General features: G+C 62.9%; 18 protein-coding genes, 1 pseudogene and 1 riboswitch. Of the genes and pseudogenes, 3 read left to right on the top strand and 16 right to left on the bottom strand.

Annotated features, from left to right (window positions below; genetic code table 11):
* Positions 1-189: 189 nt before the first annotated feature.
* Both NUW12_01175 and NUW12_01170 read right to left on the bottom strand, forming a co-directional pair.
* Positions 190-1,539 carry a TldD/PmbA family protein gene (locus NUW12_01175; protein MCR4401384.1) on the bottom strand — a complete coding sequence of 450 codons (1,350 nt, stop codon included), beginning with the start codon at positions 1,537-1,539 and terminating at the stop codon, positions 190-192.
* 2 nt (positions 1,540-1,541) lie between these two features.
* Positions 1,542-2,993: a TldD/PmbA family protein gene (locus tag NUW12_01170; GenBank protein MCR4401383.1), complete on the bottom strand. Its 1,452-nt coding sequence runs from the start codon at positions 2,991-2,993 to the stop codon at positions 1,542-1,544.
* A 302-nt stretch (positions 2,994-3,295) separates the two neighbouring features.
* Between NUW12_01170 and NUW12_01165 the strand changes: the two genes are divergently transcribed.
* Positions 3,296-4,450, top strand: coding sequence for a DegT/DnrJ/EryC1/StrS family aminotransferase (locus NUW12_01165; GenBank protein MCR4401382.1), 1,155 nt, complete (start codon positions 3,296-3,298; stop codon positions 4,448-4,450).
* Positions 4,451-4,837: 387 nt separating this feature from the next.
* Positions 4,838-6,184 carry an NCS2 family permease gene (locus NUW12_01160; protein ID MCR4401381.1) on the top strand — a complete coding sequence of 449 codons (1,347 nt, stop codon included), beginning with the start codon at positions 4,838-4,840 and terminating at the stop codon, positions 6,182-6,184.
* 224 nt (positions 6,185-6,408) lie between these two features.
* On the opposite strand, the gene guaA is transcribed toward NUW12_01160, so the two are convergent.
* From guaA to NUW12_01105, 11 genes are all read right to left on the bottom strand, one after another.
* Positions 6,409-7,938 (bottom strand): glutamine-hydrolyzing GMP synthase, encoded by a 1,530-nt coding sequence (guaA, locus tag NUW12_01155; protein MCR4401380.1) that lies wholly within the window; start codon positions 7,936-7,938, stop codon positions 6,409-6,411.
* Positions 7,935-8,474 (bottom strand): hypoxanthine phosphoribosyltransferase, encoded by a 540-nt coding sequence (gene hpt, locus NUW12_01150; GenBank protein ID MCR4401379.1) that lies wholly within the window; start codon positions 8,472-8,474, stop codon positions 7,935-7,937. The genes guaA and hpt overlap by 4 nt, the downstream gene beginning before the upstream one ends.
* A 246-nt stretch (positions 8,475-8,720) precedes the next feature.
* Entirely contained in the window at positions 8,721-9,653 is a 933-nt protein-coding gene (locus tag NUW12_01145) for a molybdopterin-binding protein (protein MCR4401378.1), read from the bottom strand.
* Entirely contained in the window at positions 9,641-10,144 is a 504-nt protein-coding gene (moaC, locus tag NUW12_01140; GenBank protein ID MCR4401377.1) for a cyclic pyranopterin monophosphate synthase MoaC, read from the bottom strand. Before moaC ends, NUW12_01145 begins: the two co-directional genes overlap by 13 nt.
* A gap of 59 nt (positions 10,145-10,203) precedes the next feature.
* The gene (gene moaA / locus NUW12_01135) at positions 10,204-11,283 is read right to left on the bottom strand and encodes a GTP 3',8-cyclase MoaA (GenBank protein MCR4401376.1); all 1,080 of its coding nucleotides are present in this window, start codon (positions 11,281-11,283) and stop codon (positions 10,204-10,206) included.
* Positions 11,280-13,208, bottom strand: coding sequence for a molybdopterin biosynthesis protein (locus tag NUW12_01130; GenBank protein ID MCR4401375.1), 1,929 nt, complete (start codon positions 13,206-13,208; stop codon positions 11,280-11,282). The genes moaA and NUW12_01130 overlap by 4 nt, the downstream gene beginning before the upstream one ends.
* Before the next feature lie 38 nt (positions 13,209-13,246).
* Positions 13,247-14,482: a molybdopterin molybdotransferase MoeA gene (locus tag NUW12_01125; GenBank protein ID MCR4401374.1), complete on the bottom strand. Its 1,236-nt coding sequence runs from the start codon at positions 14,480-14,482 to the stop codon at positions 13,247-13,249.
* A complete protein-coding gene (locus NUW12_01120; GenBank protein ID MCR4401373.1) occupies positions 14,442-15,230 on the bottom strand; it encodes an ATP-binding cassette domain-containing protein in 789 nt (262 codons plus the stop codon). Before NUW12_01120 ends, NUW12_01125 begins: the two co-directional genes overlap by 41 nt.
* A gap of 195 nt (positions 15,231-15,425) precedes the next feature.
* Positions 15,426-16,124 (bottom strand): ABC transporter permease, encoded by a 699-nt coding sequence (locus NUW12_01115; GenBank protein ID MCR4401372.1) that lies wholly within the window; start codon positions 16,122-16,124, stop codon positions 15,426-15,428.
* A 7-nt stretch (positions 16,125-16,131) separates the two neighbouring features.
* Positions 16,132-17,016, bottom strand: a complete 885-nt coding sequence (locus NUW12_01110) for a substrate-binding domain-containing protein (GenBank protein ID MCR4401371.1) — start codon at positions 17,014-17,016, stop codon at positions 16,132-16,134.
* A riboswitch (molybdenum cofactor riboswitch) is annotated at positions 17,012-17,174 on the bottom strand. It overlaps the preceding gene by 5 nt.
* Positions 17,175-17,286: 112 nt before the next feature.
* The gene (locus NUW12_01105) at positions 17,287-18,099 is read right to left on the bottom strand and encodes a hypothetical protein (protein ID MCR4401370.1); all 813 of its coding nucleotides are present in this window, start codon (positions 18,097-18,099) and stop codon (positions 17,287-17,289) included.
* A gap of 198 nt (positions 18,100-18,297) precedes the next feature.
* Between NUW12_01105 and NUW12_01100 the strand changes: the two are divergent.
* Positions 18,298-19,542, top strand: a pseudogene (locus NUW12_01100) (amino acid permease).
* Positions 19,543-19,605: 63 nt separating this feature from the next.
* On the opposite strand, the gene NUW12_01095 reads toward NUW12_01100, so the two are convergent.
* The 3 genes from NUW12_01095 to NUW12_01085 are packed head-to-tail and all read right to left on the bottom strand — an operon-like array spanning position 19,606 to position 23,315.
* Positions 19,606-21,546 (bottom strand): SpoIID/LytB domain-containing protein, encoded by a 1,941-nt coding sequence (locus NUW12_01095; protein MCR4401369.1) that lies wholly within the window; start codon positions 21,544-21,546, stop codon positions 19,606-19,608.
* 17 nt (positions 21,547-21,563) lie between these two features.
* Positions 21,564-22,289, bottom strand: a complete 726-nt coding sequence (locus tag NUW12_01090; GenBank protein MCR4401368.1) for a 2-phosphosulfolactate phosphatase — start codon at positions 22,287-22,289, stop codon at positions 21,564-21,566.
* Positions 22,290-22,346: 57 nt separating this feature from the next.
* Complete coding sequence (locus NUW12_01085; GenBank protein MCR4401367.1) at positions 22,347-23,315, bottom strand: LCP family protein; 969 nt, start codon at positions 23,313-23,315, stop codon at positions 22,347-22,349.
* Between the last annotated feature and the right edge of the window lie 71 nt (positions 23,316-23,386).

The raw sequence follows: 23,386 nt of genomic DNA, 5'->3' as shown, positions 1-23,386 counted from the left end.
TGTACCAAACGCTGCGCTCGACATCAATGCTCCCGCAGAGAACGTCGCGCCGCGGCCGAGCACCGTGCCATCACCTGCTGACCGACTCTCAGGCTGCCTGAAGCTCTCCTCGAGGCCGAAGGCTGGCATGGTCCCAAGACAGCTCACAACCAGCCCGGCGCTCCGAGACAGCGGACAAGGTGCCATGGTCTAATACCCCGTTACACCGGTGAACGTGAACTTGCCCACCTTCACCGCCGGGGCCCTCACGCCTCCCAGCGAGTAAAGCGGCAGGAGCTTCGTCTCCTTGGAGATGAGCTCGGCCGACGACAGCGCACCGAGTATGCTCTCTGTGAACCGAAGGTTCTTCACGGGTCGCACGATCTCGCCGTTTTCCACGAGGAACGTGCCGTCCCGCGTCATGCCCGTCAAGAGGGACTTCACCGGATGGACCGGGTTCGTGTAATGAAGCCGTTTCACGTAGATGCCGCGTCTCGTCTCGGCTATCATCTCATCAAGGCAGGAGTCGCCTCCCGCCATGAACAGGTTGACGGCAAACGGCCCCACCGATGGCAACGGCGACACCGCATGACCTGTGGAGCGTTTCCCCTCGCGTGCAGCCGTGAACGAATCGTACACGACGCCGCGCGCGACTCCATCCTCTATTAGCATGACCTTCTTCTTGGGCACGCCCTCGGCGTCGAAAGGCAACGGCGCCCCGCCGGGATCGAGCCCGTCGTCCCATATGGTGATGTTCGCGCCCGTTATCTTCCTCCCGATATTGCCCGACATGAAACTGCGGCCCTCCTGGAACGCGCGTGCCCCGAACCCCATGTACGCCAGCATCTGGATCATGTCGGCCACGGCGTAGTCCTCGAAGATGGCCTCGTACTCTCCTGGTTCGACGCTCCCCGGCTCGGAGTCGGCAAGACACCCTTTCACCGCCTCCTCCGCTACCTGGCGCGAGTCAATGTCCGCGACGTCCACGGAGAACCGCTCGGCGTATCCCGAGCCCGTCGAGGACATCACGACTGTGAGGAGGTTGGCTCGCGTGAACCTTACCTCCGCCAGGAGGCCTCGGGAATTCACGACCATTACCTCCCGCGCGGTCGTGGAGAACGAGCCTGAGGCAACGAGGCCCTCTTTCACCGCTAGCCTGCAAATCTCACCGACCCCCGCTGCCCTTTGCTCTGGTGTGCACATCGCCGTCTCTTCGGAATACGCCTCAACAGCCCCGTACTGGGCGGGGTCCGGCAGACCCGGGAATCCAGGGTTCTCGGGCTGGAGCAGCGCTATCTGCTCCGCCCGCCTCACCGTGGCCTCGATCGCTTCACGGTCTAAGCTGGTAGTCGAGGCCACGCCCACCCTCTGACCAAAGACCGACCTCACCACGACCTCGGTGGTGTGTTCGCCCGTGTTTTGGTGGATCTCTGAATTCGCGAATCGAGTGAGGTAGGTGTCAGCCGTCTCGACCGCCGCTTCCACCTGATCCGCCTTGGACGTGTTCATCACGATGTCGGCCACACGGGCGTGCTCCCTGCTCCTCAAGATGCCTTTCATGCCTACCATCTTCCAACACCTACCCGCACGTTACGGAATCTCGCGGGCGCCGAGCCATGGCCGACGTGCGCCAGCTGCTGTGGCTCGCCCTTGCCGCAATTCGGGAGGCCCCAAAGGTGCCACTCCTCCCTGCCGGCCACAGCGTCACAACTCCCCCAGAACTCTGGAGTCAATCCGGTGTACGTCGGGTTCTTCACCATGTCCGCGATGGCGCCGTCCTTGATCAGGTACCCTACCTCCGTTCCGAACTGGAAATTCAGGCGTTTGTCGTCTATGCTCCAGCTCTTGTTTGTATCGAGGAAGATGCCCTCCTTCGTGTCTCGAATCATCTCCTCCAGCGTCCAATCGCCAGGCTCCAGATTGATGTTGGTCATCCTTATGATAGGCATCCTATGAGGTCCGTCGGCGCGCATGGTGCCCCCGCTCGTCTCGCCGAATCTCGCCGCCGTCTCCCTGGACGTAAGATAGTTCGCGAATATCCCGCCATCCACGAGAGACGTTCTCTGGGCGGGCACGCCCTCGTCGTCGTAACCGAAGCTGCCCAAGCCCCCCGGGATCGTCGCATCCGCGGTGATGTTCACGACCTCGGACCCGTACCTGAACTTCCTACGCTTCTCGGGAGTAAGGAAACTCGTCCCTGCGTAGCTCGCCTCAGTCCCGAACACTCTATCCAACTCCGATGGGTGCCCGCACGACTCATGGATCTGCAGTGCCATCTGATTGGTCCCCAGGATGACTGTGGTGGTCATGGAAGGGCACTGCACGGCCCCGAGGAGGTCCCCTGCCTCCCGTCCCACTCGCTCCGCGTGTCCGGGCAGATCGAGTGCTTCCACGAACTCGTACCCGGCGCAGGCGAAATCCCCTCCGAACGCCCCCGGGTATGATCTCGTCTGCACCTCGCCTTGGCCCACCGCAAGAGCGGAGATCCCGGCGCCGCTCTCGATCCTCTTCTGATCTATCATCGCACCCTCCGTCGACAGGAAGGTCTTCTCCTCCTCGAAGAAGGTCATCGAAGCGGTGGACACCCTGACCCTCTGGTCCTCGCGGATGAGCCTGTCAGCGTCCAACAGGGTCTGGATTTTCTCGTCCACAGGTACTTCGAACGGATCGATCCGGCATGGCGTGGCGTGGGAATCGACGACGGGCTTCACGGGCGCAAGCGTCACGTCGTGCCCTTTCACCCTCGCACTCGCCCGGGCTATCCTGACCGCGTCGCCCGCGACTCTCAGCGCTTCGTCCAAGTCCAGCTTGCAGCTGGACGCAAAGCCCCAGGCGCCGTCCACGAGAACCCGCACGCCGAACCCTTGGCTCTCGCTCATGGACACACCCTCGACCGCCCCGTTCTTGACCGAGATGGATTCGTGCCGCCTTCTGACAGCTCGCACATCCGCATAGCTCGCCCCTTTCGCCACGGCGAGGTCGAGCGCGTCTCTGAGCTCAGGTATGTTCCGCAAGACCCATCCCTCCCACGGCCGCCATCCGACCGGCTAACAGTCTCTTCGCTTTCCCGGCAGGCCGACACAAGCTCCGCCCGGCGGCTCCCGCGCCAAAGAGGTATTCTACACGATGTCGCCACATCCCTTCACCGATGAGCGCGGCCTTCCGGGCGGCGCAGGACGGTTGCCGAGCGGCTTCCCAGGCAACGGCTCCCTAGGAAGGAAATCAGCGCACCGCGCAGAATAGAGAGTGACATACGATGGCGGTCCACAAGACCGCCGGTCACGCTGGCATGAGCCATGATACGAGGAGAGATGAGATGGAGCTCGAATCGAGATGTACAGCGGGTCTCGAGTTCCGACGGGTTTCCATGGCGAGGCCTTATCACGGCCCCGAGGTCGAAGAAGCCGTGGTGGCGGTGTTGCGGTCGGGAATGCTGATCCAGGGGAGGTTGGTTGAGGAGTTCGAGACGCGCCTTGCCGAGTATCTCGGCGCGAAACACGTGATCGCCGTATCCAGCGGCACAGCCGCGCTGCACCTGGCGTTTCTCGCCCTGGGCGTGGGGCCGGGCGACGAAGTCATCACGACTCCGTTCAGCTTCGCTTCCTCCGCCTACGCCATAATGCACTGCGGCGCCACACCGGTGTTCGCGGACATAGATCCCAAGACGTTCAACATAGATCCGGCCTCGATCGAGGCGCGAATAACTGCACGAACGGTCGGCATCGAGCCTGTGCACCTGTATGGGCAGCCGGCGGAGATGGACGCCATCCGCGGTATCGCGGCTCGCCACGGCTTGTTTGTCGTGGAAGACGCCGCTCAAGCCATTGGAGCCGACTACCGGGGAAGGAAGATAGGAACTATCGGCGACGTGACGTGCTTCAGCACTTATGCCACGAAAAACCTCCACACCATGGAAGGAGGGTTCGTCACTACGTCAAGCGACGACGTGGCGGCGAGAATTCGACGCCTGCGGAACATCGGCCAGGAAAGGAAGTACCATCACTCCATGGTCGGGTTCAACTACCGCATGACCGAAGTCGCCGCCGCCATCGGAAGCGCGCAGGTGGGCCTCATTGACGAGTTCTCGCGGTTACGTCGCGAAAACGCGGAGTACCTCACCGCCGCACTGTCGTCGGTTCCCGGAATCACCCCTCCCCATGTCATGCCGCACGTCACCTGCGTCTTCCACCAGTACACCACTAGCATAGATGAGGAGACGACGGGACGCACGCGTGACGAGGTCGCAGCGGCGATGAGGTCCGTCGGCGTAGAGACGGGCGTGCACTACCCAGAGCCGATATACGCTCAGCCCGCGTTGCGGGAGCGCTTTGGCGGGCAAGCCGAGGTTTGCCCGGTGACAGAGCGGGCGTGCCGGAGCGTGCTCTCGCTTCCCGTCCACCAGTCGCTTGCGAAGGACGATCTGGATCACGTCGTTTCGGCCCTCGCCATGTCCGTGGGTCTCAGGCGATGAGCATGTGAGGCGTGATCCGTGCCGGGGAGGAAGGCGCGGACGCGTGAATGCAGGCCACTCCAGGAGGAGGGCTTTCTGTAGATATGGCGAACTACTCGGGGACAGGGATCAGGTGGACGAGGCTTCGGTCAAAGTTTCATGAGGAGGGAGGGATAGCCTCGGAGCGAGCGGTCGAACGGAAGGCTCCAACGGTTACCTGATGCGGTGAGGCATGGTCGGGTGGGCGAATGGCGGGCAGTGCAGCCCCGCGTCGTCAAGCCGCGCGATGGAGTTCCCCTCTGGTGAGATGATCGCCGAGTGCCTCGCAAAGAATCGAGAGAAGATCCCGTGTCTTGGTACACGGGGAAGAAGATGAATACCATGTGATGCACCTAAGGAGGTTCGGGTATGGCGCAGGCGAAGCTGAAGAGTGATGGTAACGGGTTCCTAGAAAGCGTTTTCCATCTGCGAGAGAACGGGACCAACGTGAGGACCGAGATACTGGCGGGAATCACGACATTCATGACCATGGCGTACATCATCATCGTCAACCCCTCAATCTTGGGCAACACCGGCATGGACGTCGGGGCCGTGATGGTTGCGACCATCCTGGGCGCGGCTCTCGGCACGCTCATCATGGCGTTCCATGCGAACTACCCGTTCGCCATGGCACCAGGCATGGGACTGAACGCTTTCTTCGCGTTCACTGTGGTCCTCGGAATGGGCGTTAGTTGGCAGACGGCGCTGGCCGCCGTGTTCGTCGACGGTGTGATCTTCCTCATACTCACCATCCTCCCGGTCCGGAGAGCGATCATCAACGGCGTCCCCATGACACTGAAGCTGGCGGTTAGCGTCGGAATAGGCCTGTTCATAGCGTTCATAGGACTGCAGGAAGCCGGCATCATCGTGAGGAACGACGCCACGCTCGTGGGCCTGGGGAACGTGGCGTCTCCCAACGTCCTGTTGTCCCTGTTCGGGCTGGTCGTGATGGGGCTGCTGGTCTCGCGGCGTGTCAAAGGATCGCTTCTCCTAGGCATCCTCATTACCACCGTCGTAGGGATGATATTCAAGCTGAATCCGGCGCCAAGTGGTTTGGCGGGAATCGTGAGCGCCCCGCCCAGCCTGGCTCCGACCTTCCTCAAGATGGATTTCAGAGGGCTACTCGACGTCGGGCTCATCACCGTTATCTTCACCTTTACGTTCGTGGACATGTTCGATACTGCCGGAACCCTGATCGGCGTTTCGACGAAAGCTGGCTTCTTGAACAAGAAAGGAGAGCTGCCAAAGGCCGACCAGGCACTCCTTGCTGACGCTGTCGGCACCGTCGCCGGAGCGGTCTTCGGAACCAGCACCGTGACCACCTACATAGAAAGCGCCTCCGGCGTCGCCGAGGGCGGCCGCACCGGCCTGACTGCGGTCACAGTAGCCGTGCTCTTCTTGTTGTCCCTGTTCTTCGCGCCGCTCGTGAAGCTGATCCCCGCAGCGGCGACGGCCCCAGCCCTCATCATCGTGGGCATATTCATGATGGAGCCGGTCATGAAGATCGATTTCACCGACTTCACCGAGGCCATTCCCGCGTTCCTCGCCATCGCCATGATGCCCTTCGCGTACAGCATCGCTGAAGGCCTCGTGTTCGGGGTCCTTGGGTACGTCGTCATCAAGCTGCTGGCGGCGAGGGCGAAGGAGATCAGCGTAACCATGTGGGTGCTTGCCTTGCTCTTCGTCATCAGGTTCGTCCTCCCGTTCATAACCTGATGGTCCGTCGGCGGCTCCCGACCGGAGTCTGAAGCCGGAAGGCGGGAGTCAATGGCACCCTGCAGCGAACGCAGAGAACCGGCAGAGCCGCCATGGAGACCACGAGGCCCTTGCTGAAGCTCTAGAAGCTCAGCAAGGGCCTCGTCACTCCACTGACAACCTTGGATCCACGCTCGGCGCGTCACCCGTCACCAGTCAGATGAGCGCTCCGCCCAAGAGGTACACTACTCCCACTCAATCGTCGCAGGCGGTTTCGTGCTTATGTCGTACGCGACTCGGTTCACTCCCTTGACCTCGTTGACGATGCGCGCCGAGATCCTCTCCAGCACGCCACTGGGCAGTCTTGCCCAATCGCACGTCATGCCGTCCTCGCTCGTCACGGCGCGCACCACTATGGGCCGTTCGTACGTGCGCATGTCCCCCATCACGCCGACGCTCCGGACGTCAAGGAGCACCGCGAACGCCTGCCAAACCTTCTCATACAACCCCGCGGCCTTCATCTCTTCCTCGACGATGGCGTCGGCTTCACGCACCGTCTGGAGATTCTCGCAAGTCACCTCTCCCACTATCCTCACAGCCAGCCCCGGCCCTGGGAAGGGATGACGGTCGATTATCGAGGCGGGAAGCCCCAGGTCTCTTCCGATTGCACGGACCTCGTCTTTGAACAGGTAGCGCAGGGGTTCGATGAGCCGGAGTCGCATGTTCTCAGGAAGCCCCCCCACGTTGTGGTGGGACTTGATCTTGGCAGCAGGACCTAGACGAGAGCCCGCGCTCTCGATGACGTCCGGATACAACGTGCCCTGGACAAGGAAATCTACGTCGCCGCACCTCCGGGACTCCTCCTCGAAGACCCTTATGAACTCCCGGCCTATCCTCTTCCTCTTCTCCTCGGGATCGACGACCCCCCTGAGCACGGCCAGGAACCTCTCTCTCGCGTCCACGGCACGCAGGTTCATGCTGAAGGTCTCACCGAAGGTCGCCTTCACCTGCTCCGCCTCATCCTTCCGGAGCAAGCCGGTGTCGACGAAAACGCACGTGAGCCTGTCCCCTATCGCCCGGTGAACTAGCAGGGCGGCCACGGATGAGTCAACTCCGCCTGACAGCGCGGCGATGGCGCGCCCATCGCCCACCTCCTCCCTGATGCGGCCCACTTGATCATCGACGAACCTCCCGGGAGTCCACGATCTCTCGCACCCGCACACCCCGAACAGGAAATTCGCGAGGATCTCCTTACCGCGCTCCGTGTGGACTACCTCGGGGTGGAACTGGAGGGCGTACAGTTTCCGCGCGCGGTCGCGCATGGCTGCGACGGGGGTACTGCCTGTGTGAGCTATCACCTCGAACCCGCGCGGCAGAGCGTTCACTCTGTCTTGATGACTCATCCACGATGCAAAGCTTGACCCGACGCCGGCGAAGAGGTCGGCTCCATCGTCTACGAAGACAGTCGCCTTACCGTACTCCCTTACTCCGGAGTGGGCCACTTCCCCTCCGAGGACGTGCGCCATGAGCTGCATCCCGTAGCAGATCCCGAGCACCGGGACGCCCATTTCGAAGACGCGAACGTCGCAACGAGGCGCGTCCTCTTCGTACACGCTGGACGGGCCGCCCGACAGGATCACGCCTTCGGGCCTCAACGCCGCCAATCTGGACACAGGTGTGTCGTGGGGCAGGATCTCGCAGTACACGGAGAGCTCGCGCACTTTGCGCGCGATGAGCATGTTGTATTGCGAACCAAAATCAAGGATAGCTATCATTTCTTGTATACTTCCGGTTTCAACACGCCAACCTGGGGCAGGTTGCGGTAGTATTCTGCATAGTCCAGCCCGTACCCCACCACGAAGTGGTCGGGAATGGCAAAGCCGCAATAGTCAGGCGCTATGTCCACTTCCCTGCGGCTGGGCTTGTCGAGGAGAGTGCACACCTTCACGGAGAGAGGCTTCCTCGCCTTGAGATTGTTCACGAGATAGTGCATGGTGAGACCGGTGTCTATGATGTCCTCCACAATGAGCACGTGCTTTCCCTCGATGGGCTGATCCAGGTCTTTGAGGATCCGAACGACCCCTGAGGTTGTCGTGGCCGCGCCGTAGCTCGACACAACCGCGAAATCCATTATCACCGGGATGGACAGGTGCCTGATGAGGTCCGCCATGAACACCAGGGCGCCCTTCAGTATCCCCACTACCACGAGATCGCAACCGCGATAATCTCGGGAGATCTGCTCGCCCAGCTCCTTTACCCTTCTCGCAATGACTTCCTCAGTCAAGAGGACTTGCTCAAGGTCATTTACCACTGCCTCCGCCTCCCGCAGTACGCTTGTGCGCTAGCGACCGAGCGAGTGTCCGGCAGGCTTCCAAAGGTTCCTCGCGCTATTCCCGCCCGCCGGCCGAAACAACGAATACATTATACAACCTCCGCCCCCGGGGAACAAGCGTCGTGCGCCGCACCCGACGGAGGCGCCACCGCGCGAGACGAACGCGGCGTCATTCCAGGCGAAGGGCGGGTCCATCAACAGGCAGGGCGGATCCATGTTCAGCGTTCAGCCGGCACTCGGGCGCGCGCAATCGCCAGCGATCCCTCGCAGCGTTTCCACCGCATGGGGAATGGCAGGAAGGACGACCGCGAGGCTCTCCTCCACGCCTTTCGGGCTCCCAGGCAGGTTCACGATGAGCGTCTTCCGGCGGATCCCTGCTGCGGCCCTGCTCAACATGGCATGGGGCGTCTTTGCGAGACCAGCGGCACGCATGGCTTCCGGAATGCCGGGAACGAGCCTGTCGATGACTGAGCGCGTAGCCTCTGGCGTCACGTCTCGCGGGCTGAATCCGGTGCCTCCAGTTGTCAGCACCACATCCACCCTGAGCTTGTCGGACATGCGGCGCAGTTCCTCCACGATCATGTCGTACTCGTCGGGAACGATTCGCCTCTCTACGACTCTGCCGAGGGAGGATACCATTCGCTCTATTACGTCGCCGCTCTCATCGTATCTTTCGCCTCGCGAGCCCTTGTCGCTCACCGTCAGCACAGCGAAGTCGATGGCCGTCTTCACGCGTATCTCATCCCCCCGCGCGACCCATCCCCCGCGCACGACTCTCGCAAAGACCCCTTCCCTCGGCATCACGCATTCCCCCACCTGCCGGAAGACGGCGCACCCCGTGTGACATTCCTTGCCTATCTGCGTGATCTCGAGCACGACCTCTGAACCCACGTCGAGACGCGTGCCCAAGGGAAGGTGGCAAAGGTCGACACCCCGCGTGGTTATGTTCTCCGCGAACGACCCGGGCGCTACTTCCACCCCTTTCGCCCTCATCCTTTCTATGCTTTCCTCTCCAAGGAGGCTAACCTGGCGATGCCACGGCCCCGCATGGGCGTCCCCCTCCAGGCCGTGTCCCTCAACCAGTCTTGCCCGACCCACGTCACGCTTGCTCACGCCCTTCGTCTCGCTCACACACACGGCAACGACTACTCCTCCCAAGGTTCCTCTCCCTCCCGTACGAACTCTCCGCTCTTGCCCCCGGACTTCCGTACAAGCCTCAAGTCTCCGATCACCATGGACCGGTCCACCGCCTTGCACATGTCGTAGATGGTAAGCGCAGCCACGCACGCCCCTGTGAGCGCCTCCATCTCTGCCCCGGTCTTCCCAAGAGTGCGCACAGTCACCTGTATGTCAACCGCCCCTGACCGGCCATCGGTCCGGAAGGCAACGTCCACCCCGGTTACGGAGATGGGATGGCACATCGGGATGAGACCGGAAGCGTTCTTCGCGGCCATGATCGCGGCCACTCTTGCCACGCCGAAAACGTCGCCCTTCGGTCCCTCGCCCCTCTCTGCCATGGCGAGCGTCCGTGGGGCCATCAGGATCCTGCACCTGGCTCGAGCCTCGCGGGGCGTATCGGGCTTCGAGGTGACGTCAACCATGCGGGCCTTACCAGAGCCGTCCAGGTGAGTCAAGGTCTCATCAGACATGTCCTGTCTCATCTCCAATTCACCAACTTCCGTTCCGTTTCAGCTCCGTTTCAGCGGCCTCAGCCCCCGATGTCTGACAGGGGGGGCCTGCAAGCCCCGATCTCGCCTCCTGCGCGTCCCGCGCCAGCTGCCGGTTTCAGGCTCACGGCCTTGCGGATGAGCGAGGCGATGGCGTCGTCGTCCGCCCCGGCGCGAAGCGGAGCCCGTAGGTCAACGGCGAGGTCCGAGAGAAGGCACGGCATGAGTTTGCCTTCGGCGGTGAGGCGCAACCTGTTGCACCTCACGCAGAATCCATCGCCTTCCCTGGATATGAACCCCACTCGCCCTGCCGCGCCGGGCAGCCGCATGTATGAGGCTGGGCCCGCGCAGTCGTCCGCGGCAGGAGCCGCTTCACTGCTAAGCGCGCCCGCAGCCCTCGACCACTCCGGCGCGGGGAGCGCGGAAGAAGCCTCCGGCAGAGCTCCCAGGGCTCTCACCCTCTCCCTGATCTCCTCGACCGGGACCACATGCGCGCGCTCGAACCGACCACCGTTTCCCCAGAAAGGCATGAGCTCTATGAATCTCACGTCCCAAGCGTGTTCCAACGTGAGCCTGGCGAGGTCCTCGATCTCCCCGTCATTCATCCCGCGAACAACCACCGCGTTCAGCCTTATCGGGAGGAGGCCCGCCGTCTCTGCCGCCGCGATCCCCGCGAATACTCCCTGGATATCACCGCATCGCGTCATCTTCGAGTACACATCGGGCTTCAGCGTGTCAAGGCTGATGTTCACCCGCTTCAGGCCTGAGGCGACGAGGTCGCGAGCGAACCCGGCGAGGAGCGTGCCGTTGGTGGTCATGGACAGATCGCGGATCTCTGTGATCGAGGCTATCATCCTCACCAGATCAGGCAACCCCTTCCGCACGAGCGGCTCCCCGCCGGTGATACGGACCTTCTCGATGCCGAGGCGGGCCGCCACCCGGATCACGCGGGAGATCTCCTCGAGCCGCAGCAAGTCGTGGTGGCGGCGGGGTTCCACGCCCTCCTCGGGCATGCAGTACACGCACCGGAGGTTGCACTTGTCCGTCACGGACACGCGCAGGTACGTGATTCTTCTCCCGTAGCCGTCGTACAGCGCTCGGCCTTCGCTAAGCCCGGTCATCCCTGCCACACGACCTTTCCCGTTTGCGAGACATCGTAGCCGCCAAGGGCCACAACGTCTCTCCGGAAGTCATCGGACCTCATAACCGCGATGAGCCTCTCAATCTTCGGAGACTTGAGAAACTCGATTCGAGTAAGAAGGTCGTACCTCTCATTCGCCATGGGAACGAAGTCGAGCCCTAGCGCCACGGCGGCGCTCCGAATCCCGAGCCCCACGTCGGCCGCCCCGCTCGCCACGCAGGACGCCACGCCCATGTGGGTGTACTCTTCATGTTCATACCCGGCCACGCTCGCCGGGTCCACACCGATTCTGGAAAGCTCCAGGTCCAACAGGATCCTCGTCCCGGCGCCCCTCTGCCTGTTGACGAACACTACCCCTGGCCTTGCGATGTCCGCGAACCCCGAAATGCCTTTGGGGTTCCCCTTGGCGACAATGAACCCCTGCTCGCGGTGGACCAGGTTCACCAGGGCAAAACCCTCCGATCCAAGGAGTCGTTTGACATAGGGGACGTTGTACTCTCCGGTCTCTTCGTCTATGAGATGAACGCCCGCGAGATGCGCATCTCCTCGCCGAATGGCCATGATCCCTCCCATGCTTCCGACGTGGGCAGAGGACAGCCGCATCCCAGGGTACGCGCGCGCCAGGTGGCTCGCGAGAACATCTAGAGCGAGATCGTGGCTCCCTATCACGACTATCGTGTCGGTTATCTCCTCGGGATCTCGCAGGAGCTCCACCTCGACCACGGACGACTCCTCCACGCCTTGGGCTGAGGCGGGGATGCGGATTTGGCCATCAGCTCTCACGAGCGACATTATCGCCCCCGCCCCCCGTGCAAGGGGGGTCGCTATGCGCTTGTCTCCCACTTCACCCAGCTTTACCCTCACAAACTCGTCCACTCCCGGGGTCGAGAGTATGCGCCGCGTTACCAAGGCGCCCACCCTCGCCGGTCTCCGGACGGGTCGCCCGAGCATCTTCGCCACCACGGGCTTCAGGAAGAGCTCGCAAGCGAGAGACGCGGATACGGGATACCCCGGGATACCGAGAAAGGGCCGGCCATAGACTATGCCGAGGATCGTAGGTTTGCCGGGCTTGATGGCGACCCCGTGCACGAGGAGCTCGCCGAGAGCCCTCACAACGTGACATGTGTAGTCCTCGCTCCCTGCCGACGACCCGGCGTTCACCACCACGACGTCGGCCTCGGAGCTAGCGGCGCGGACTGCCCGAACGAGGTCGTCGTAATCGTCCCTCACGACATCGTGGAAAACAGGCTCCCCTCCCCATTCGTGCACGAGGCCGCCTATGATCCTCGAGTTGAATTCCCCGATGTCGCCAGGCGAAAGCCGAGCCCCCGGCGGAACCAGCTCGCTCCCGGTCGGAATCACCGCTACCTTGGGTTTCTTGCGGACGGCCACCTCGGTCACACCAGCCGCCAGCATGGGACCGAGGTCGACCGGTCGAATGACGTGGTTCTCAGGCACGACGAGCTCGGAGAGCACGATGTCCTCGCCCACGGTGCGCACATGCTGCCAGGGCTTCGCCGGGGCTATGATTGTAACGGAATCGTCCCTCACGTCCACGAGGTCTTCCACCATGATCACTGCGTCGCACCCGGCAGGCAGGGGATCGCCAGTGTCCACCCATCGGGCCTCCGTCCCCAGGCGCAGCGCAGTCGGGTTTCTCTCGCTCGCTCCGAACGTGAGCCGGGCTTGCGTGGCAATGCCGTCCATGGCGCACGCGTGGTAGTGAGGAGACGAGGCGCGCGCGAACACGGGCGAGGCTGTGACGCGACCGAGCGCTGGGATGTCCACTGGGACCGCCTCACCCTCTCGCGGGACGGAGAGCCCCTCTCTATCAAGGGCAGCGAGAAACTTCGACGTCGCCTCGTCGAGAGGCGTCTCTTGCAGGTAAACGTTGCGTCTCGTGATAGCCGCCTCCTCCCGTCAACTTGACAGCAGACAGCCGGTTAGAACAGAATGATCGTCACGAGGGCTCCCCTCTCGAGGCCAGTGACCTCCGGGGGGATCCTCACGAAGCCGTCTGACTCTACCAGGCCGGATATGAGAGCTGACTTGGTGAAGACCGGGTCTGCCCACGTCACCCCGCCACGCACGGATATCCTCACCCCCACGTAATCCTCCCGGCCGGCCACCGACGCCACGTTCGCCCCAAGGCGCCCCGTTACCTCCCGCCTCTCGGGTATCGCTCCCATCCACCGCGCTATGGCCGGCTCCACGAACACCCTGAACATCGTGAGACACGACACAGGGTGGCCCGGCAGTCCGAACACCGGTTTTCCGTCGGCCACGGCTATAATCGTGGGCTTGCCCGGTCGAACGGCCACCCCATGCACCAGCACGCCAGGCGCTCCGAGAGAGTCCACCGCGTCATGCGCCAGGTCCTGCGTTCCAATGGAACTGCCACCCGAGACAACGAGCATGTCGGCCTGGGCGAGCTTCTCGCGCATGGTCGAGATGACCTCATGGTAGTCATCCCTTACCACACCTGCGGACACGGGCCTTGCGCCGGCAGCGAGCGCCGCCGCATACAGGGAGTACGAGTTGGCGTCGCGTACCTTGCCCGGTGCAGGTACCTCGTCGACTTCCACGAGCTCGTCTCCTGTTGACACTATCGCCACCCGTGGGCCTGTCGCCACCTTCACTCTGGACACTCCCGCGGCGGCGAGCATCCCGATGTCTTGGGGACGTAGTCTGCAGCCCCGCCTCATGAGCACGCCGCCCCGCGCCACGTCCTCCGTCGCGCCGACGACGTTCTCGCCGGGGACCACGGGTCTCGACACCGCGATGAGCGTGCTCCCTACGTCTTCGGTGGTCTCCACCATCACCACGGCATCAGAGCCACTGGGCAGCATAGCGCCGGTCGCGAGGCGAGCGCATTCCCCCGGGCCCAGCGCGAAGCAGGCAGCCTCCCCCATTCGCACCTCCCCCGAGACTGTGAGCAACGCGGGCATGGAATCGCTTGCGCCGAACGTGTCGGCGGCGCGGACCGCGAAGCCGTCAACGGTTGACCTGGCAAAACCCGGCAGATCGCAAGGGGACGCAACGTCCTCCGCAAGCACGCGGCCGCAGGCTTCGAGAAGCTCGCACGTTTCGACCTCGCGCGGCCCCGGCTGAATGTGTTCTTCGAGCCTTCGCCGAGCCTCATCGGGGGTCACGAGCGACAGGAAAACCGGCACCGCCATCACCATCCCCACACAGAATCCAGCTGGCCGATGCGGCGACACCCGCGACGGCTTGCCTAACGTCCGCACCCAGCACGCTTCTAAGCGGCCCGTCAGCGATTATCCGACCGCCTTTCATGACCAAGGTCCTGTCCGCTACGAAGGGGATCTCGACGACATCGTGGGTTACGAATACCGTCGTCACCCTCGTCATCCTCACGACCTCGCCGAGTTCTCGGAGGAGCTCCATCCTGGTCGGCATGTCCAACGAGCTCGTGGGCTCGTCCAGGAACAACAGCTCGGGATCGAGCGCGAAAGCCCTCGCCAGGCTCACCCTCTGGCTTTCGCCTCCGGAGAGCGTCCTCGCGCGCCGCCCGGCGAGGTGCTCGATCCCGAAAGTGTCGAGCGCCCGCTCCACTCTCGCGCGGACCTCGTCTTTCGGGACACCTCGCAGCCGAAGGCCGACCGCCAAGTTGTCGAACACCGTGCCGTCCAGAAGGTACGGACGCTGAAGCACCAATGCCATTCTGCGTCGCAGCCTCACGAGGTCAGTGCGCCGTTCCAGCCTCTCGCCGAACACGGACACCTTGCCCTCCCGCGGCCTGAGAAGACACGCCATGACCTGCAGGAGAGTGGTCTTCCCCGCCCCGTTCGGGCCAACCACGGCGACCGTCTCGCCGCGCGCGACCGCAAGACGCCCAACATCCACAACTAGGTGCGCGCCGCGGCACACCTTCACATCCTCTAGTTCGAGAATCGCTTCCCTCAACCCGGCATTCCTCTCTTCGGCGCCTCTTCGCCGGAGCCTTCGCATCGTTCGTTCGCCCCGGCCCCGCCCGTGCCGTCCCGTCCACCGTCTCGCGAGAGCCCCGCCGCATCCCGCAAGTATCAGGACACTCTTCCTTCGATCCTTCGATCCGAGCCTTCCAATCAGGACCCCTCGCCAGCGCCGAACGGCTGCCACTCAGGTGTGCCTGCCCTTCTGTTGAATGTGGGTAAGGCCGAACGTGACCCCAAAGGCGAGTGCCAGCAGGATCACGCTGAGCGCTATGGCGGTATCGAAGTGGCCGCGCGCCGCTTCCATAGCTGTCGCGGTAGTAAGGACGCGCGTCTGGCCCATCACGTTCCCGCCGACCATCATGGACGCGCCCACCTCTGATATCGCCCCGCCGAATCCAGCCATCACCGCAGCTAGGACCGAAAGCCTCGCCTCGCGGAGAAGCGCCCACACGAGCTGCAACCGCGACGCTCCGAGCGAGAGTATCTGGAGCCGCACCCCCGGATCGAGCTGTCCGATTCCGGCCATGGTGAAGCCGGTCACTATCGGAAGGGCTATCATCCACTGGGCTATCACCATTGCGGTGGGAGTGTACATGAGATGCAGGAAGCCCAGCGGACCGTACCGCCACAGCAGGATGCTGACCCACAGCCCCACGACTACGGGAGGAAGGCCCATGCCGGTGTTCACGATAGTCGCGGAGATCTTGCGCCCTCGGAAGGTGGAAAGCGCGAGCGCCGTCCCGAGGGGCACTCCCGTCACCACCGCCAGGAGGGTCGCGAGCCCCGACACCCGCAGGGTGAGGAGGGAAATCCTTACGACCTCACGGTCAGCCGTGACGAGAAGCCGCAATGCTTTCGCGATGCCTTCGACCACAAGGTCCATCCTCGCCTCACCGCCCGAGATCCTCTTCTCTCTTGCCGGCATCCGCGAAGAACAGCGGCTCGCCGTAATCCTCGATACCGAAAGAGGCTATGACTTCCTGAGTCTTCGGGGCCACCATGAAGTCCACGAACGCAAGGGCGCCCGGTTCGTTCACCTTCTTGAACTTCTCGGGGTTCACCGCCATTACGTGGTACACGTTCAGCAGTTCCGGGTCTCCCTCCACGAGGATCTCAAGGCCGAGATACTTCCTCAGCGCGAGGTACGTGGCGCGGTCCGTAAGCGTGTAGCCTCTCTTCTCCGATGTTATATTGAGAGTCTGCCCCATGCCCGCGCCTGCTTCCTGGTACCACCGTCCGCCCGGCGTTATCCCGGCTTTCGACCAGATCTGCATCTCTTTCTTGTGTGTGCCCGAGTCGTCCCCCCTCGACACGAAAACCGCCTGCGCCGTTCCGATCCTCGCGAAAGCCTCCGCGGCCGACTTGCTGCCGCGCACGCGTGCGGGGTCGTCCGCCCAACCGACGACGACAAAGTCGTTGTGCATCACGAGCCTGCGGTGTGTGACGGCGCCGCTTGCGACGAGCTCCATCTCGGCTTCAGGTGCATGGCACAGCAGCACGTCTGCCTCGCCTCGCGCCCCCAGCGCAAGGGCTTGTCCGGTGCCGACCGCAATGGTCTTCACTACGTACCCGGTCTGGCTTTCGAACATCGGAACGAGCACGTCGAGGAGGCCGCTGTCCTGGGTGCTCGTAGTGGTGGCCAGGATGACCACTCGGTTTGCTGGCGCGGCCATGGCCGCAACCCCGTAAACCGTGACAAGGAGGCTCGTGAGGAGGGCGAGTGAGAGGCGTCGAAATCTTGTGCGGCACGAAACAGAGGCCTTTGTACGAAGCATGGTCTTTACATCTCCTTTCCAATGATGGGAGGCCTGCCGGTTTCCCAGCATGCCCTCGAGCCGCGAGCACGCGCTGTCATGAACTGGCCGCTCCCGGCTGCCGGTCAGCTGCCATCCGTGGGAGGTACAGGCACGCTGACTCGGAGCGTAAACTACCAACTTGACCTCAGTATACCACAACGCATGGGGCGCACGCGTACCGGAGACATCACTCCTTTCATGCTTCGCCCGTTCTGCTTCTCCTCTTCCCCTGGCTTGATCCGGCTGCCTTCAGGGCAATTCTATTCGCAAGTCAGGCAGGGGTTCGAGCAGCCTCGTGCTTATCGTGTACTCATATGCCCCGGACCCTGGTTCCTGATGAATCCACATGTCCTCGATCTTGGAGATGAGCGCCTCTCCTCTCAAGGTCACCCACGCCCTGATTTCGTACTTCACCGGCTTGCCTCCTACGCCCGCCTCCGCCAAGCTCGTTTCAAATCGCCGCAGCAATGCGGGACTCTCAAAGCGGAGCACCGCGCAGCGCACCCGATCTACGTCCTCTTCACCGATTTTCGTGACATTCTCGACGTCGCGTAGCCCTCCGTCGAGGATGCTCTCCATCCCCGTCACGCAAGAAAGCCACTCAAGCTCTGCGCGCACGGCCTCGTCGCTCACGTCAGCAACGCTTCCCACCCTAATCCATCTTCCGTCCCCTTCCTGGTTCCGGTCGCCATCAGGAGCCTCGAGCTCCATGAGGCGATATGCGATGGACGAGCCCACACGGTACGCCTCCAATCCGCCATCCTCCGAAGACGATGAGTAATGCACACGGTCGGGCGCAACGAACTCCACGATGCGAGTCCATATCCCCGTGCCGAGACGCTTCGCCTCCTCGGCAGAAAGCAACTCTTCTGAGGAAGGAAAAGCGGTCTCTTCCGTCACCCGCACGCTCTTCAGCGCGAGAGTGTTGTCCACGGCGGCCCTGAGGAGTTCCGCCGGGTCCCGTGCGGCCTCACGCGCGTTCGGAAAACAGCCGGCGTTCAACGCTGAACACCATAGCACAACGACAGCGCAGACAGCGAACCGACCTACCGCCCTGTCCAAGGAGCACCCACCCCCCAACACCCCGCGTTCCTTCCCCCATAGTACGTCCTCGGTTCGATAGTGAGCCCGCTCTGTGCGGTCCAGCCCGTGATCGAATATTCGACAGACCATACCGAAATCCTAGTATGAGGGGTGAATTCATTGGCCTCTCACGGCACAGACAGACTTCGCCGTGGCCTTGCCTCGCGTCACCTATCCATGATATCCATCGGCGGCGTGATCGGCGTAGGCATGTTCTTGGGCAGCGCGGCCACGGTGAGGCTGGCCGGCCCAGCTGTGATCCTGTCCTTCGCACTCGGGGGCGTCATCATGATGATGGTGATGCTGGCCCTCGCGGAGATGTCCGTGGTTGAGCCTGTGGAGGGCTCGTTTCGAACCCACGCGGCGGAGTCGCTCCATCCGTATGCCGGCTACGTGGTCGGGTGGACTTACTGGATCGCATGGGTAGTCATCATGGCGGCAGAGATCGTCGCGGCCTCCACGTACATGCGGTTTTGGGTCTCTCCACGGCTAGCGCTCGCCTTCGGCCTCTTGTTTGCCGTCGCCATGACCCTCGTGAACCTGACCAGCGTACGGTCTTTTGGAGAGTTCGAATTCTGGTTCGCCATGATCAAGGTCGTCGCCATAGTGGCCTTCATCCTCATAGGCGGGAGCGCAATACTCGGAATCGGTCCCTTCACCCCAATAGGTCTCAGGAACTACGTAGGACATGGGGGATTCGCGCCAAAGGGCATAACGGGCGTGCTCCTCGCCATGGTAATGGTGATGGTGGCGTACGGCGGGACGGAAGCCATTGGAATAGCTGCGGCGGAGACGCGAGACCCGGCCGTCGACGTGCCGCGGGCTGTAGCCGGCGTGGCGTTCAGGACCGTGTTCCTGTACATCGGGTCGATGATAGTGCTTGTGGGAACCATACCTTGGTTTGAGGTGGGGCTCGGCCAGAGCCCCTTCGTGCGGGTATACCAGCTCCTCAAGATCCCTGCGGCTGCCGACGTCATGAACTTCGTAGTCATAACGGCCGCTCTGTCCAGTATGAACTCTGGTCTGTACACAAGCTCACGCATGCTGTACTCGCTGGCGGAAGCGGGTGCCGCCCCAAAGTTCCTCACGCGGCTCGGCAAGAAGTCTGGAGTCCCCTACCTGGCTGTGCTCGGCAGCACGTTTTTCCTCTACGTGGGCGTGATCCTGTACTATCTAGTGCCCAAGACGGCCTTCCTCTTCATCACCGGGATCGGAGGCTTCGGGTTCCTGTTCTCATGGCTTATCATAAGCCTGTCCCAAATATACATGCGTCGGCGGGTTCTGGCCCGTGATCCGTCCGCGCTCAAGTTCAAGATGCCAGGCTATCCCTACACATCGTGGATGACGGTGGCTCTCATCAGCGTAGTCATCTTCACGCTCCCGTTCGTGCCAGAACAGCGGATCGGCTTCGTTTCAGGACTCGTCTGGCTGGGCGTCGTGTCCCTTTACTGGTTCATTTCATGCGAGAAACGCTTCTCCCCAAGGCTAGTCGCAGGTAAGCGGTTGCGAGGGCTCGAGTTCGCCAGCTTGCTCGGGCCCGCTGGCCCGGGGCGCGATCTCCAGCCCGGAAGCAGCGTCGAACCCGACGACGGCGCCGGCCGAGCGTAGACCGTAGCCGTCCGCGACGTCCACGCCGGTGTAGTAGTGCTTCAGAATCGCCACGTAATCATACGCGGGTTCTCCCGCCTCGTTCCGCATCGTGGCCATTCCCTGAGCGCCCCATTGGCTGAGGCCGACTCCGTGGCCATATCCCCTGCCGTCCACTATCACCAGTGTCTCGGGAGATAGCTGTCTCGCGCTCGCGGCCTCTACCGCGTTCCCCTTCACCGTCACGCCCTTCTCGAGCGTGACCCTGTAACCTGTGGTGAGCCCCCCCGACCTCAACGGCACACATTGCCGAACGTCGGGCAAGGCTGGTCGTGCTCCTGCGTCACGCACGCCCGTCACCTCGTCACGAGGCGAGCCGGACATTGCGGCGAGCGATACGCCCGTCTCCTCCGAGCCCACGAGCCTCAGGGTGAAACGCGGGCTCTTCAGACCGAGCTTGTGCCTCACTTGTTCCCGCGTCAGGGTAAGACTGTCCGAGGGCGTCCTGAAACGATAGCTGAGGATCTTGCCGTCCAGCGCCAATGCAGGCTCTATCCAGGCAGGAAAACCTGGTTGGAGTCCGAGCTTCGCGAGGAAATCCGCGGCCCACAGCGCCGGGAGGTTCTGCCAGACGTAGTGAGGGCACGACTGATCGAAGTCGGCCACTGGCTCGAGATATGGTTCGTCTCCCCCGCCCAGCCAGATCTCTTCGTCACCTTCAGTCATGCCACCGCTGGAAGCGAAGTAGTGTGCCTTGGCGAGACGCCCCCCGTACGTGATGACCTCTCCGCGCGTTTGAGCCACCGCCTTGCTGAACGACTCCACGTAGTGTCCTCCGGAGTATCGCTGGTACGCCACGGTGTCGTCCACGTCATACTCACGACCGCAGCTGCCGGCCTTTCGATACAGCGCGTACGTCCTTGCAGCCACCGCTTGCGCCTTGAGCGCCTCTAGCTCCCAATTCGGGTATACTTCGCCCGCCAGGACTCCCTCAACGTAGCACTCGATGTCTATCCTGTTCGTCGCCACGAGTTCGACGCGGCCGTCCCATGAGTCCTTCCGCGTTATCTGAAGCTCGCCTTTGTACCAGACTCCTCCCAGATTGAACGCCATGTCGAGCGGGTCTCGCGGCACGACTCGCACACCCTCGCCCAAGAACGATACGAGCTCGCCGGATGGAGCTGCGAGCACGAGCTCGCCGGGGCGATCCCCCGCTCGCACCTCGTAGGGCTCATGTGAGGCCTTGAGGTGAACTCTCTCGATGACCTTCGGCCTGAGGATGACCGTCGTGGGGATGACGCTATGCTCCATGCCCGCACCAGCCCGCGCGAGTTCCTCCCTCAGCTTGTGCACGGCTTCCGGGTCGCCTGTCGCGCCGACTCGAAGGATCCACCGGCCATCATCGCGGCATATGCTCGGCGAATAGCGCAGTCTGTCGCTCTGCGAAAGCCGCGCCGCCAGAGCGGATCTCAAGAGAAGGACGTCATCGGCGCTGTCGAGCCCCGCAACCTCAACCGCGTAGGCCTCCTCATCCGAGCACGACCCCTCAAGAACCTTGGTGAACGGCCGCGCGGAAGCCGTCTCCCGCTCCACCACCTCGTGAGAGACCGCCATCGCCTCGGAATCCTGCCTCAATTCGAACCTGAGCGGGAGCTTGACCGACAGACGCACTCGCATCACTATCCTCTGCCCTTCGACCGCGTCACCCGCGCCGCCCACGGCCGCGTCGTCGCCGCCGACCCAGCCGCCCGCCATGCCGGTCCCCGAAGCGAAGGCGCCGCACGCCCACATGGCTGCGGCCCCCAGAATCATCGCGCACACCGCAGTTGCCCTGCGCAACTCGCCCACCCCGCCACTCACTCTGCCCTACGCACGATATGCCCGCCGTGCAGCACCGGCACCACGCTGATCTTGTCCACCTGCGCGGCTATCGCCACGTCGTCGCCGAAGCCTATGCGCGCAAGATGACGGGCGTGTTCCGAGCCGGCGATCGCCGCCGCGACGTTGTCACGAAAAGCAGCGTAGAGGCGCCGTGCTGCGACGCACCCGTCGGACTCGTCCACTTCGATCATGGAAGCGATGCGCTCGCACATCATGCCGGCGCATACCGCGTCTTCCAGGGTGAATCTCTTGCCCTCGCCTGCACACACGATTAGGATGTCCCTGCCGGTGGACACGGCACGCTCACAAGCTGCCGACAGGTTCCAACACGATCCGACGATGACTTCGTCCGCAGCCTTCGCCGCCCTGATTGCGCACGTGCCGTTGGTGGTGGTTATGATTATCTTCTTTCCCGCCACGCGATCCTCCGTGTATTCCAGCGGTGAGTTGCCCAGGTCGAAGCCCTCTATCTTCTCCCCTTTCCTCTCCCCGCAAAGAAGATAGTCACCCCTCGCGTAGGCGCGCGAGATCTCCACCGCCTCCTCCACTGAGACGGTGGGAATGACCTCGTCGCAGCCATTCGAGATTGCGCATGAGATAGTAGTGCTGGCTCTCAACACATCGATGACTACCGCCGTGATCCCGCTCAAGCTCCTGGCCTCGATCTCCTGTGGAACAAGCGCCACGTCGATGTGCACCATCCCCCGATACCTCCCTCACTCTGCCCACGCCTATCGACCGCCTCAGTCAACCGCGCCTCATCGGTTGAAGCCCTCGTTCATCGCCTCCACTAGGTCGCCTATGCGTTCATGATCGGGGACCCAATACAACGGGGAAAACTCCCCGGGCAACGTCTCCGACACGACCTCTGCCCTGGTCCTCACCAAGAACCACCCGATGGACGCTATATCCCGCCGGGACATGTCGGTCCGGACGTGCTCCATCAAGATGGCCAGGATCTTGGTGGCCTTGCCCAGGTCCCGGATTCGTGTGGCCTTGCGGGCGACGGCCTTCAGGAGGTTCTGCTGGCGCTTCACCCGGTTGATGTCACCGAGCGCGTCGGCTCGATACCTCACGTACCCGAGCGCTTCCGCGCCGTTGAGCACCTGCCTGCCCTTCTTCAAGTCGACCTTTAAGCCCCCCGCCCTGTCCACGTAGTACAGGTCCTTGTCCACCTCGACCTCCACGCCTCCCAAAGCGTCGATGACGCGCACGAATCCTTGGAAGTCGATCTCCACATACCGGTCTATCGGGACGCCAACGAGATCCTCGACAGTCCTCCTCGTGAGGTCCTGGCCGCCGTAGGTATGCGACGCGTTCACCTTGCCCGTTCCGTGGCCTTCGATCCGCGCCTTGGTGTCCCTCGGAATCGAAACCAGGTACATTCTGTTCGCCTTCGGGTTCACCGACACGAGCATGATGGCGTCTGCCCTTGCTGGGCCTTCCATGGGTTTCCCGCGGTCGTCGTACGTTCTGTCCGTTCCGAGGACAAGGACGTTCACAGGCCGGTCCTCCACGCCGAAGGTTGCTCCGGGCGCGAGCCAGGAGGACACCAGCACGTACACAGAGATCGCAAGCGCGGCGAGGGCAACGAGTAACACGAAGAGAACCCGCCGCACCGTCACGTGGCGCGGCCCCTCCGCTGGCTCAAACGGGCTAGGGCCTATGGGGCCTGGCTGCAGCCCCGCAAGCCCGGCGCCGATGCCGTCGCCCCCCATACGTTCCATGTTCCAACTCCCCCTTTATCCCGCGCCTCAGCAGTGCCACGCCAGACATCCCGCCCTGGCCGCTTACCCCG

This window comes from Bacillota bacterium (genome assembly GCA_024653485.1).
Taxonomy (GTDB): Bacteria; Bacillota; SHA-98; order UBA4971; family UBA4971; genus UBA6256.
Note: the sequence above shows the minus strand (reverse complement) of the source record. Positions and strands in the feature narration are given on the sequence as shown.

What these genes read in the sequence shown, in the direction of transcription:
- NUW12_01115 (MCR4401372.1), bottom strand. Translation starts at nt 16,124, where the DNA reads ATGGACCTTGTGGTCGAAGGCATCGCGAAAGCATTGCGGCTTCTCGTC.
- guaA (MCR4401380.1), bottom strand. Translation starts at nt 7,938, where the DNA reads ATGATAGCTATCCTTGATTTTGGTTCGCAATACAACATGCTCATCGCG.
- NUW12_01090 (MCR4401368.1), bottom strand. Translation starts at nt 22,289, where the DNA reads ATGGTGCACATCGACGTGGCGCTTGTTCCACAGGAGATCGAGGCCAGG.
- moaA (MCR4401376.1), bottom strand. Translation starts at nt 11,283, where the DNA reads ATGACCGGGCTTAGCGAAGGCCGAGCGCTGTACGACGGCTACGGGAGA.
- NUW12_01175 (MCR4401384.1), bottom strand. Translation starts at nt 1,539, where the DNA reads ATGAAAGGCATCTTGAGGAGCAGGGAGCACGCCCGTGTGGCCGACATC.
- NUW12_01125 (MCR4401374.1), bottom strand. Translation starts at nt 14,482, where the DNA reads ATGGCGGTGCCGGTTTTCCTGTCGCTCGTGACCCCCGATGAGGCTCGG.
- NUW12_01085 (MCR4401367.1), bottom strand. Translation starts at nt 23,315, where the DNA reads ATGGAACGTATGGGGGGCGACGGCATCGGCGCCGGGCTTGCGGGGCTG.
- NUW12_01110 (MCR4401371.1), bottom strand. Translation starts at nt 17,016, where the DNA reads ATGCTTCGTACAAAGGCCTCTGTTTCGTGCCGCACAAGATTTCGACGC.
- NUW12_01165 (MCR4401382.1), top strand. Translation starts at nt 3,296, where the DNA reads ATGGAGCTCGAATCGAGATGTACAGCGGGTCTCGAGTTCCGACGGGTT.
- moaC (MCR4401377.1), bottom strand. Translation starts at nt 10,144, where the DNA reads ATGTCTGATGAGACCTTGACTCACCTGGACGGCTCTGGTAAGGCCCGC.
- NUW12_01160 (MCR4401381.1), top strand. Translation starts at nt 4,838, where the DNA reads ATGGCGCAGGCGAAGCTGAAGAGTGATGGTAACGGGTTCCTAGAAAGC.